Annotated in this window: 9 protein-coding genes; 2 read left to right on the top strand and 7 right to left on the bottom strand. The window is 55.0% G+C overall.

Going from position 1 to position 12,360, the window contains the following annotated elements:
* Positions 1 to 21 precede the first annotated feature (21 nt).
* The 4 genes from rodA to mreC all read right to left on the bottom strand — a co-directional run bounded on the left by rodA (position 22) and on the right by mreC (position 4,948).
* Positions 22 to 1,122 (bottom strand): rod shape-determining protein RodA, encoded by a 1,101-nt coding sequence (rodA, locus tag OHL20_RS13575; protein WP_263383714.1) that lies wholly within the window; start codon positions 1,120 to 1,122, stop codon positions 22 to 24.
* Between the two features lie 3 nt (positions 1,123 to 1,125).
* Complete coding sequence (mrdA, locus tag OHL20_RS13570; protein ID WP_263383713.1) at positions 1,126 to 3,072, bottom strand: penicillin-binding protein 2; 1,947 nt, start codon at positions 3,070 to 3,072, stop codon at positions 1,126 to 1,128.
* A gap of 73 nt (positions 3,073 to 3,145) precedes the next feature.
* Complete coding sequence (gene mreD / locus OHL20_RS13565; RefSeq protein WP_263383712.1) at positions 3,146 to 3,670, bottom strand: rod shape-determining protein MreD; 525 nt, start codon at positions 3,668 to 3,670, stop codon at positions 3,146 to 3,148.
* Positions 3,671 to 3,679: 9 nt separating this feature from the next.
* A complete protein-coding gene (gene mreC, locus OHL20_RS13560; protein ID WP_263383711.1) occupies positions 3,680 to 4,948 on the bottom strand; it encodes a rod shape-determining protein MreC in 1,269 nt (422 codons plus the stop codon).
* A 124-nt stretch (positions 4,949 to 5,072) separates the two neighbouring features.
* Here mreC and OHL20_RS13555 point away from each other — a divergent pair, with 124 nt between their 5' ends.
* Entirely contained in the window at positions 5,073 to 5,669 is a 597-nt protein-coding gene (locus OHL20_RS13555) for a cytochrome P460 family protein (protein WP_263383710.1), read from the top strand.
* A 2-nt stretch (positions 5,670 to 5,671) separates the two neighbouring features.
* On the opposite strand, the gene OHL20_RS13550 is transcribed toward OHL20_RS13555, so the two are convergent.
* The 3 genes from OHL20_RS13550 to lhgO form a co-directional block, all read right to left on the bottom strand.
* Positions 5,672 to 6,874, bottom strand: a complete 1,203-nt coding sequence (locus OHL20_RS13550; protein WP_263383709.1) for an esterase — start codon at positions 6,872 to 6,874, stop codon at positions 5,672 to 5,674.
* 151 nt (positions 6,875 to 7,025) lie between these two features.
* Positions 7,026 to 8,546: a choice-of-anchor D domain-containing protein gene (locus OHL20_RS13545; protein ID WP_263383708.1), complete on the bottom strand. Its 1,521-nt coding sequence runs from the start codon at positions 8,544 to 8,546 to the stop codon at positions 7,026 to 7,028.
* A 603-nt stretch (positions 8,547 to 9,149) separates the two neighbouring features.
* Positions 9,150 to 10,367, bottom strand: coding sequence for an L-2-hydroxyglutarate oxidase (gene lhgO, locus OHL20_RS13540; RefSeq protein ID WP_263385013.1), 1,218 nt, complete (start codon positions 10,365 to 10,367; stop codon positions 9,150 to 9,152).
* 585 nt (positions 10,368 to 10,952) lie between these two features.
* Between lhgO and OHL20_RS13535 the strand changes: the two genes are divergently transcribed.
* On the top strand, positions 10,953 to 12,359 hold the full coding sequence (locus OHL20_RS13535) for a sigma-54 interaction domain-containing protein (protein ID WP_263383707.1): 1,407 nt from the start codon (positions 10,953 to 10,955) through the stop codon (positions 12,357 to 12,359).
* Position 12,360: the final 1 nt, after the last annotated feature.

The raw sequence follows: 12,360 nt of genomic DNA, 5'->3' as shown, positions 1-12,360 counted from the left end.
ATCCTGAAAGTCACGACGGCTTTAGTTCACGAAGCGCCGCATTCGAATATTCATCACGATACCGAGCGCCAGAAAGGTGAAGAGAATCGAGGATCCTCCATAGCTCATCAGCGGCAGTGGAATGCCTGTCACCGGCATCAGCCCTACGACCATGCCGACGTTCACGGCGATCTGAAAGACGATCACGGCTACTACCCCCATGATGATGAAGGATCCGGGCAGGTCAGCCGCCGTCTGTGCGTTCTGGATCAGCCGCATCAGGATGAGGAAGTACAGCAGCAACACGCCTATTGCACCGATAAATCCGTGTTCCTCGCAGAACGCCGCGAAGATGAAGTCGGTGTACGGAATCGGCAGGAAGTCGCCCTGGGTCTGCGTCCCCTTGTTCGTTCCCTTCCCCCAGATCCCGCCCGATCCCACCGCGATGAGCGACTGCTTAATTTGGTAACCAGCACCTCGCGGATCACTGTCCGGGTCCATAAAGCTTGTGAGGCGCGCCTTCTGATATGGCTTCAACACCTTGCCCGTGCGCCACGCACCGCCGCCAACGATCGCAATAACCAGCAAAATAATAGCGGCCTGCTTGAACCGGAGCCCCCCGAGAAACAGGCCACATATAAGGATCGGCAGATAGGTCAGTGCCGTCCCAAGATCCGGCTGCTTCAGCACCAGCAGCATCGGCACCATCACCATTGCGGCAGCCTTGCCCACGTCGCCCCACGTCAGATCTCGACCCGCGAGTCCCCAGAAGTAGCGGGCGATAACCACGATGAGGATCAGCTTTACCCACTCTGAGGGCTGGAAATGGATGCCGCCTGGAAACTTGATCCAACGTCGGCCGCCCAGCACCTTCGTACCGATCAGCAGCACCGCAACCAAAGCCGCGAGGCTGACCCCGTAGGCCCAGTGCGCGATGTCGAGAAGGCGGTGGTAATCGATCAGCGAGATCAGGAACATGAGCACGAGGCCGATAGCCAGAAAGCCGATCTGCTTGTGGTCGAAGCCGTGAAACTTCGTATGGAGGGTAGCCGACTTGATCTCAAGTACGCTGATGATCGAGAGCAGCAAGACCATGCCCAGGAGCGGCCAGTCAAAGTCGCGAAATGAAGAGAGTCGGGCCATCAGTTAATTCGTACCCTGAGGCGGATTAGTCGAAACAGCAACGATGGTGGAGCCCGGAACGGCTATCGAAGCCTCGGGTTTGGGCACCTGTGAAGGGACCGAGGCTACCCGGATGTTGTTCTCCAACTTGCGCTGCTTGTTCACAAAGGCGTCAATCACCTGCGCCGCCAACTTTGCGGAGTTGTTTCCCCAGTTGCCGTGCTCCCAGAGGACCGCGACCACGATATCGGGGTTGCGACGTGGGGCCATTCCCACAAACCAGGCGTTTGGATCGGTCTTATGACCGCCGCCCGACCGTGCCAGCGCATCGTGGCTCATCACTTGCGCGGTGCCCGTCTTGCCGATGAAGTCGATGCCTTCGAGGTGCGCGGCAGCGGCAGTACCGCTGATCGTGGTCTGCGCCATGGCGTCCGAGATCAACTGCCAGTTGTCCTTGCGAACCGGAACGACCTTGTCGCCCGAACCCGGGAACGTGGCCGCCAAAGCCTCCTGTTCCTCGTTCGGAACCTCGCTCGGGAACACGATATGTGGCCGCTTCAACGACCCGCCCGAGGCTACCCCGGCGAGCGCACGCGCTAGTTGGATCGGGGTCACTGTCACCGCACCCTGCCCGATGCCAACTGAGATCACCTCGCCTGCATACCACTTGGCATGCTGCGTCTTCATCTTCCACATCGTGGATGGCATGATGCCCGTCGCCTCATCGGGCAGATCCACTCCCGTCTTCTGGCCTATACCCAATGCCGACGCATACTTGGCGATAGTGTCGATACCCAGGCGATTCGCGAGCGTGTAGTAAAACGTATCGCAAGAAAGCGGAATGGCATTGTGGATGTCCACTCCACCGTGGTGCTTATCGCAGGCATAGAAGTGCCCGTAGAAGCTCGCTCCGCCCTGGCAATTTACCTTTAGATCCTGCGCCTTATCTTCTTCCAGTCCCGCCAGCGACATGATGATCTTGAAGGTCGAACCTGGTGCCAACTGCGCCTGGATCGCCTTGTTCAGCAGTGGATGGTCCGGATTATTCAGGATCGACGACCAGTAGGTGCGTGTCAGCCGTCCCGAGAACTCATTCGGATCGAATGTAGGACGGGACACCATCGCCAAGATCTCGCCTGTATGCGGGTCCATCGCGACCATCGCTCCGATTTTGCCTTCCATCGCTTTCTCGGCGGCCATCTGGATATCGAGGTCGATGGTCAGTTTCAGGTCCTCGCCGGGCACGGCAAGTTCCTGCCCGAGACGCCCAACTTCTTTGCCGTGGCTATTCACGATCAAGTCGCGTGAACCGTCCTTACCTCGCAGCAGCGCGTCGTACGTCTGCTCCACGCCCGACCGCCCAACTACGTCACCCGGCGCATAGAAGGCGTATTTCGGGTCATTCAGCATCTGCTCGGACACTTCGCCGACATACCCAATCAGGTGCGCTGCAAAGCCATCGCGCGGATACAGACGGCGTTGTTCATCAAGGGTTTCAAGCTCTGGCAGCTCATTCCGGTGCGCCTCGACAAAGGCCTGCTCATCTGGAGTGATGTCCTGCTTCAAGGGGATGGCGAGATATCCGGGCGTAGCCTCAAAGCGCCGAATTGTCGCCTGGATCTGCTCGATCGGCAGGTGCAGTCCAGCCGAGATGAGCGGAAGGTCGGCAGCCGCGTCCTTCACCTGCTCGCGCAGCAGATAGCAGGAAGTCGAAGGATAGTTATCGACGAGAATTCGACCCTCGCGGTCGAAGAGCTTGCCTCGGGGTGCGAGCACTGGCACCTTGCGGATGCGATTCGCCTCGGCCAGTAGTCGATAGTTACTCGCTCCCAGAACCTGTAGCCTCCATAGCCCGGCAAACAGGGTCACCAAAATCAACGCGACAATGTACTGTGCGGCGTGCAGCTTGCCGGGCGCAACCTTCTCCTGTTTCTCGTTCAGGAAGTCGTGATTTGGAAAAGACGTAGACATCGCTGACAGTAGTTTAGACGGCTGTACCTCAACATGGGAAAGGATCGAGGTAACGAAGCTGGCTCATGCCTCTTTACTCCGTGCGTTTTGTAGCATCGAGGAGGAAGAAGAGCGGAATCGCGATTACGGTATTGATGGCCGCTCGAATCAGCTCATGCTTCCAGAGCACGTGGTGCCCCGCCAGCCCGAGCAGTCGACTATCGATCAGGAAGAGAAACGCACTCTGCAGCAGCGAAAAGCCGAAGTTCATCAATACTCGCGTGCTGATGTTCTCCACATCCACCTGCACCCCGATACTGGCGGCAATATAGCCGATCAACGCCTTTGCCATGCCGTTTACGCCGATCGGCTGGTTGGTGAGCGCATCCTGTAACAGGCCGATGATCGTGCCGGTTATCGTTCCGGCAATGGGGCTTCGTCGCGACACCGCAAAGAAGATCACGACAATCAGCGGAAGATCCATGATTGCCACGCGCGGAAAGGCATGCGGTAACAGCACCTGTACAAGGATGGCGGCGACAGGCACGAGCAGCGTCACAGCAGGATGAAAGCTGTGCTCTTCAAGCTCGCGACGGGAGGTGTAACTTCGATTGGCCATGGTTTAGCGCTACTGCGGCGGCTCCGTCGTTGGTGGGGGCGTTTCCGCTGGCGGAGCAGCTACCCGGGGCGTTTTACGAGGCGTCGGCGTGGGCACCTCCAGCGGCACAGCGGAGGCCGGTGCTCCAGGGGTCAAGCTCGAGGCAGGCGGTGTCGTCCCCGGGGTAAAGTGGTCGGAATGCAGGGTAGGCAGGGGCTTCGGCACCGTCCCGCCAGCCTCCTTGTTCGTGGCCCCGACAGCACTCGCCGCAGCGGGATCTAAGGACTTTGCGTCCGCGCCGGAGGGCTCAACATACTTTGGATCGACGTCGTGAAGGCTTGGCAGGCGTTCCGAAAGCAAGTCGGCCGCGCGCCGCGTGTCGGCCTGCGCCGCTATTCCCTCGGCTGTTGCGGCTCCACGCGCGAGATCCTGTTGTGCCCGCAGCGGGATGTTTGTCTGCGTCTGCATAATCACCAGCACCTCCTCAAGTTGAAAGAGGTTCGCACTTGGCTTGATCACGATTGCGGTATAAGGCTGGTGATCCGGATCAGCCGCGACCGATTCGACCGTCCCGACATTCAGACCGCGCGGATACACAAGGTCGCCACCTGAGGTCAGAATCGTCTCGCCTGGCTTGATCCGCGAATCTGCGGTCAGGTTGCCGATCTGGAGCTTGCCTGTTGGCGTACCCCGCACCACGGCACGGATGCGCGTCGTCTGAAGCACAACCCCGGCTCCCGAGCTTTGGTCGTTCAGCAAGAGAAGCTGCGCGGTATGGGCGAAGACGTCGCGAAGTTTACCCACAATCCCGTCCGGTGTGATCACGGCCATGTCTGGCTTCAATCCCTCTTCGCTCCCCTTATCGATAATCAGCATTCGCGACTGGTCCGACCCGCTCGTGCCGATTACCTGCGCTGCTACGGTTTTCGCTACATAGTGCTGCTGAAAGTCGAGCATCACTTGCAGCCGGTGTCCCTGGATGGCATCTTCCGCGAAGGCCGCCTCCTCCAGTCGCATCTGTGCAATCTGCTGCTGCAACTCCGCGTTCTGTCGGCGCGTGTGGCGCAGATCGAGGTAGTTGGTCCACACCCCCTCCACCCCGGACCCAAACCGCTGGATCAATCGTTCGAACGGCGATATCGAAGTCGTAGCCCAGTAACGCAGCAGGTAGACCTTTCGACCGTCCGGCTCGTCCGCGCCCACGGGACGGCGTACCTGGATAGCCAGGCCAATCGTCTGAACGAGAAGGATCACGATCAGAACGAGTGCATTCTTAAACCGGGAGAAGAAGGATTCCATTGCGCTTCTGTCATTATCCGCGAGATCAGGGTGTTGATGGTCATCCCTATCAAATAGAAGTCATCGGAACCATCGCGGTCAGCCCTGCGTATACGATGATGTTCATAAATCAAGAGGTTCTGCGATGCTTCGTCTGCCAGTACTCCTGCTCCTTGCTGTCTTGATGCCGACCGCCAGTCAGCCGAACACGATCCCGGCAGACGGTCCCGCCTACACATCCGACGGGCAGCTTAGGTATCCTGAGCACTATCGTGAGTGGGTCTACCTGACCTCTGGCGTCAACATGAGCTACAACCCGAAGGCCCAGGCAGACGGCCACACGATGTTCGACAACGTCTTCGTGAATCCTTCGGCCTGGCGAGCCTTCCAGCAGGTCGGCACATGGCCGGACGGGACGGTCATGGTGCTTGAAAATCGAGGCGGTGAGAGCGGCAAATCTATCAACAAACACGGGCAGACTCAATCCGTCGAGGTCATGGGGATGGAGATCCACGTGAAGGATGCCCGCCTCAAAGGCGGATGGGGCTTTTTTGAATTTGACAACCAGGTCAGCGCGAGGCTCACACCCCGCCCGGCAAGCTGCTACACCTGCCACGAAGAACATGCCGCTGTCGACACTACGTTCGTCCAGTTCTATCCCACCCTCGTAGGACTGGCCCAGAAGAAAGGCACCCTCAGCCCCGCCTACTTGAAGGAGATCGCCACGCCCGCCGCCAAATAGCGCTACTTATCCTGGAACAGCAGCGGCGCGAAGTGCGTCAGGTTATCCCGCCACACGGTCCACACATGAAGACCGGGCGTTTCGATCGCTGTCACGGGCATCTTCTTTTCCTGAAGAAAACCGACCAGGTTGCGATTGGCCTTGATCAACCCATCCTCAGTCCCACAAGCAATCCATAGGAGCCTCAGGTTCGCAGCCTTCGGATCAAGATCTGCCAATTGATGCTCGTAGTCCAGGTTGTGCACGGCTGAGCTAAATCCGCCGACCCAAGCGAACTTGTCCGGATTGTGCAGCCCCGTATCGAGCGACTCGAGTCCGCCCATCGACAGTCCTGCTATTGCGCGTTGCTCTCGATCCTTCGACACATCGTAGTTTGCCTCGACCTGCGACAGGATCTCTGTCAGCAGCATCTTCATGAAAAGCTGCGTGTTGTGCTCCACGGGAACAGGGTCCTGCCAGATATCAAACCCATTCTGTACAAAGCTCATGTCGCCATATCCCTGCGGCATGACGACCACCATCGGCTTGATCTTTCCTGCCGCCAGCAGGTTATCGAGGATGAGATTCGCCTGCCCCTCGTTATCCCAGGTGTTTGCAACCCCGCTCCAGCCATGCAGGAGGTACAGCACAGGGTACGGCTTCTTTGCGGTCGCGTCATACCCCGGCGGCGTGTAGACGACGACCTCCTCCTGATCTGCTTGCAGACCAATTGCTACGGTGCTGGTGAACCGATGCACGTGCAGCGTTCCATGCGGGACAGAGGTCTCATCCCAAGGCTGTGGTCCGTCACCTGGCACTTCCACGCTGTTCCCTGCCGAGAAGGCGATGTTCGGATGCAGATTGTGATTCGCCGGATCGATGCGCGGCTCACCATCCGCTAGAAAGCTGTAACCATAGATCTCCGGCGCCAAAGGCTGGGTTGTGTAGCTCCAGATCCCATCCCGTCCCCTCACCATCGGAACAGGCTTCGCTACTCCCTCCAGATTCAACTCCACTTTTGCCGCGGCCGCCTCCCTGAAGCGAAAGGTGACCGTCCGATTAGCATGGACCTCATGCGATTTTAGCGGAGGTGGCGGAGCGGGCTTCGGCGTAGCTTTTTGGGCGAAGGCAGCAAGAGGAAACAGAAGGAGAGCGGTAAGGAGGTACTTGAAAGCCATAGCAGGAGTGTAGCCGCACAGTACCTTCCAAAGCTCTAAGAAAGTCACTTATAGTTCAGGTCCTCCAACTTCGTCAGAAAGAATTACTTCTGAGTGAAGCTGGAGGACCTGACCTGTAGCGGGCTTACACGTTCATCTGGTAAAGATACGTCCCTAAAGATCACTGCGATTGTTAAAGTTGCTAAAGATAGTAGTTGGCTTAGGGAATAAGCGCGAGGAACTCATTCGACGCGACGCTTTCTGTCCCATTTGCATCCACACTCTTCACGATGTATTGATATTGTGACCCACTCTGGACAGAATGGTCGACATACGAGGTTGAGACATTGGGCGACGAGTTCAACAGTGTGGTGTCTCCAGTGCTACTGATGCGATAGACGTTGTAGCCTTCGACGGGGTCTGCCGATGTGCTCGGTGCAGTCCAACTGAGATCGGCTTCGTGGGCGACGGCCGTACCAACGCCGCTCAATCCTATCGATGTAGTACTTCCCGTTGTGGAGTTACTTGCGATAGAGAGTGTTCCCGTAGCTGATCCGGATGACGCTGGTGTGAAACGAAGCTGAAGAACAGCAGACTGCGAAGGTGCGAGGGTAATCGGGAAACTTCCTCCTATGAGCGCGAAGTCCGCGCCACTCGCAGTGGAAGAGGTGACAGTGAGCGCAGAAGACCCGGTTGAGGTCATCGTTAGCGCCTGCGTCGAAGAACTACCTACGGCAAGGCTCCCAAAATTCAGGCTGGATGCGCTTACGCCCAGCACTGGATTCTGGGACGCAGCTCCCGTTCCCGCAAGGCTGACTAAGGTGGTGTTGCCGTTTACCGAGTTGCTGGTGATGGCGAGTTGTCCCGTCACCGCACCGGCTGCCGAGGGTTTGAATGTGACGTTCAACGTCTGGCTCTGCGAGGGCTGGAGGGTAATCGGAAATATTGTGCCCGAAGCGGTAAATCCGCTACCTGTGAGTGACTCAGAATTGATCGTTAGTGCCGATGAACCAACGGATGTGAGCGTCAAGGCCTGTGTTCCCGCTACGTTGAGCGACTCTGTACCAAAGTTCAGCGTGGTGGCACTGACCCCGAGCGCTGGTGAGAGGGCTTGCGGGGCAAGAATTCCAGATCCTGAAAGGCTGACAGTGGCAGTTGAATGGAATGAATTGCTTTCAATGGTGATGCTCCCCGTAAAGTTTGTAGCCGCTACCGGAATAAACTTCACCCTGAGGCTCAGTGATTGAGACGGATTCAACGTGACAGGAAAGCTTATCGGGACGAGGCTGAAGGAACTCCCTAAAGCTGTAATGGAATTGATGGTCACTGATGAGCTTTCGCTTGCCGTTAATGTCAAGGTCTGGACTGACGTAGAGTTCACATTGACACCTGGAAACGTGAGGCTGGTTGAGCTGAGTGAAAGCCTCCTGCTATGACGACCTGATCCACTCACTGCAATCTGCGCCATTGGACGCGCCAGTGTGTCGAGGACAGTAAGCTGTCCGGCGTAGTCGACGGAAGTTGAAGGTTGAAAACCAACAACAAGGGTGTGTGTTGCGTGAGGCGCAATCGCAATTGGAAGCGCCTCGTCGCCCATCAGCGAGAACCCTGCAGCGTCGAGGCTGACCTGACCAATGACAAGGGGAGTCGCCGAATCGTTTACGACGGCTACATTACTCTTGACCACTTCTCCGAGTGCTACATCGCCGAAATCCACTGAACCTGGTAAGAGACGGAGCATGCCGACACTCACCCGCGAGATGCCTGATCCGCATCCTGCGATGAAGGTGACCAGTAGACACATCAGAGCTAGACGGTTTGTCTGAGAAAACTTGTAGTTGAAAGGTCTTTTGCTTGAATCAGAAAGCGCGGATACCGGTTTAGGATCTGTCTTCCCGTACACCATAGCCTGGTTGAATATAGAGCGGCGCCTGCTGTGCATCAACATACCCCTTATATCGTGCAAGATTAATTAACTAAGAGGCAGAGAATGACAAAGCATTACACACCGGTACTAAAACCGTTGAGGGTACGACAGGCAGGTATGGAGTATCAGAATTGCAGGCTGGCTTGAGGATCTTCTCGGCGGGGAATGTTCAGCTAAGAAGACTTATTAACTGTTACATAGATTTAGTTTCGATTCAACGCAACCAGCTCGGTGCTGACTTAATCCGAACAAAGTTTATGAACTTTATTGCTCACTTTTGATCGTTGTAACATGCCCACTCTATCCAGCTAGTGGATGGTCGTTAACGTAAAATGCCGCAATGTCACATTAGTGACATTGCGGCCAACAGATATCGGTATGGCGAATTTATTTTTCCAGATTAAACAAACTTGCCTATCACCTAGTGCTTTGTAAGCGAAGAAGCTCGGCGAGATTTGTGCAATCGCTTTTCAATAACGAATCCACAATATATCTGCCTATGGCCAGTGAAGCCGTAGCCGCCGGCGACGGAACATTGCAGACGTGCATCATTCCTGCAGTGTATGTAAAGCGGAAGTCATCAAGCAAAGACCCTTGGCTCCCAAGCGCTTGAGCACGAACCCCCGAGCCTCCCGGGACAAGGTGATCACCCGTAAGTTCAGGTACCAGACTCTGTAGTGACCTCACAAAGGCCGCCTTACTCCAAGAGCGGTGATACTCGTCGATGGAGCGGAGGAACTGCTTGGAAGCCATCTTCCAAAAGCCTGGGAATGTTGCGTACTCAGCAACATCCATGAGATTGAAGGAGCGCTTCGAATAGCCTTCCCGCTTGAGAGCAAGAACGGCATTGGGACCAGCCTCTACGCCACCGGAGAGACGCCGTGTGAAGTGGACTCCGAGAAACGGGAATTCCGGATCGGGAACAGGATACAGCAGTCCTTTTACATAGCGACATCCTACGGGGGTCAGGTCATAGTACTCACCGCGAAAGGGGATGATCCTCAAATCGAGTGCTGCTCTGGCCATTCTACTGACCCTGTCGCTTTGCAAACCTGCACAATTAATGACCACCCCTGCACTAATGGCACCGCTCGTAGTCTCAATAATCGTCCTGCTACCATAAGGTCTGAGTCCTATTACTTCATGCCCGAGTAGAATCGATCCGCCGCGCGACCCAACAATTTCTGCGTATTTTCTCGCTACCTGCTTGTAATCGACAATACCTGTCTCGGGAACATGGATGCCCCGAATGCCGGCAGCATGAGGTTCAAATTCGTGGATGCCTTCGCTCGACAGAAGCCGCACATGCTCCAAGCCATTCTCGATCCCACGAGTGTAGAGTTTATCGAGTTGAGGTAGCTGCGCTTCGGTGGTGGCGACGATGACTTTGCCGCACATCTCGTACGCAATGTCGTGTTCCTGACAGAACGATATAAGCAAGCGAGCCCCGCTCCTGCAGAGATTAGCTTTGAGCGAGCCTGGTTTGTAGTAGATACCCGAGTGAATCACTCCACTGTTATGGCTGGACTGGTGTTTAGCTACATCTGTTTCCTTATCAAGGACAGCAATTGCCAAGCCGTCGAAGCGTTTCGTCAGCTCGAGGGCGGTTGCAAGCCCAACAATTCCCGCACCGATGATCGCGACTTCTACATGAGAAGAGATAAGACTTCCTTAGGGAGCGTATTTGGAGTCGGGTAAATGTAATAGGTTTCTGCCGGAAAAGCTATGTCAAGCAATGGTTCGCACAGTTTCCAAGCCCGCCTATCCACTAAGTAATGCACCTGGCAGTTTCCGTCCTACAACACCGCATTACCAATGTATGTCCTAAAAGTTGGACTGAGAAATGCTTGGCGATGCCCAAAACGGGAATTCAGATCTTTCGGCTTTCAGGGTAATTTCGTTGATATATATAGACTTAACTTCGACACATAAAAGTTCATGTCTTTCATCCAGCTCCGAAGAAAATTTGCACTTGACATAAAATCGTATTGGCCTTACATTCGCTCAGCTTCTCGGGTCCAGCTTTCTGCTTAGACACAAAATCTGCAGAAAACTACGGTAACCGAGTTATAGAAGATCGATCGAAGAAAGCAGCCGATCAATCTCACTAGAGCTAAGAAAGATTCACCTTGGGTCAGTTTTCATTGGGTCAGTTTAGATTTATCAGCTGTTGGTGCTACAAACTCTGTTTCAATTTTCTCTCTGCCTTTGAGGTATCTAATGAATCTCGTAGGAACGCTACTCCTAATAAGTAATGATCCAGACCTTTGCAACACGGTGAACAGCCTTTCAAATCCCCTAAAGTTCGACACTCTTTGCGTTGGGCAACTGGAAGATGGGATCAAGTTGCTTCGCAATGGTGTAACCGTTGATCTCGTGATATTCGATCAATCCAAGAGAAGCCCTGCAGCCCTTTTGGAGTGGGTTAGCCGCGACCGCATCTGTGTCATCGCGAGTTCCCCTGAGTCGTTCTCAATCGACGATGCGGCGAGTCTTGGGATCAGTCACGTCTTCACAAAGCCACTTCTTGCGGCAAGTTTGAATACTCTTTACAAGAGCGCCGGCTTCGCAGGACCGGCCTCAGCTTGCAGCCAAATCTCATCAACAGCCCCTCTACCAGAGCATCGCTTCGAGGAGTTGGATCATAACCGCTTCTTCTTTGCAGCATCGCCGACTATGTTGCGGATCTACGATGAAGTGAGGCTTCTTGCGCCGGTAAAGATTCCGGTTCTGATTCTTGGAGAGAGCGGTGTCGGCAAAGAAATTATTGCCATGCTGCTCCACAAGTATCATGCGTCCACTGAACGAACCTTCTTGAATGTGAACTGTGCAGCCTTGCCGACCGAGCTTCTTGAAAGTGAACTTTTCGGCTATGAAGCTGGTGCGTTTACCGGTGCCATGAAGTCTAAACCAGGCAAGTTCGAGTTTGCACACAATGGGACAATCTTGCTCGACGAGATCGGGGAGATGAGCCCGCAAATGCAGGCCAAGTTGCTTCACGTTCTCCAGGATGGCTCATTCTCACGCCTTGGCTCACGCTCTCCAACCAAGGTCGACGTTCGCGTTCTCGCTGCCACAAACATCGACCTCCAGGGTGCTATTGCAGAAAAACGCTTTCGCGAAGATTTGTATTACCGCATCAACACCTTCACGATTACCATCCCACCACTTCGCGATCGACGAGAAGAGATTCCTTTCCTGATTAAGGAAATGACCTCTCGCTCTTCATTAGATCTGGATCGATCCTTCGTCTTCGCAGATGAACTTATCGAGGCGGCCCAAGGCTATCACTGGCCAGGAAACCTGCGTGAATTGAAGAATTTTGTTGTACGGACGCTGATTCTTAAGGACCAAAATGCAGCGTTGAACGATTTGCAGCGAAAGACGATGTCGTCGCCCGGAGGCTCTAAATCAAAGAGCGCACCGACCTCGGAAATAGAGTTCCCTGCACCCGACGTCTCTGGTATGAAGGGCACTATCAATGAGATGAAGAACCGAACAGAGATTCGCTTGTTAAGTGACGCCTTAGTCGCCTCGGGATGGAACCGGCGAAAGGCAGCAACTACTCTAAACATCAGCTATAGAAGTCTTCTCTACAAAATTCAGCAGCATGGGCTCACCCTTTAGC

Origin of the sequence: Granulicella arctica, from assembly GCF_025685605.1 — a bacterium.
Classification (GTDB): Bacteria; Acidobacteriota; Terriglobia; order Terriglobales; family Acidobacteriaceae; genus Edaphobacter; species Edaphobacter arcticus.
The sequence above is the reverse complement of the archived record's forward strand: the minus strand, read 5'-3'. Positions and strand labels throughout refer to the sequence as shown.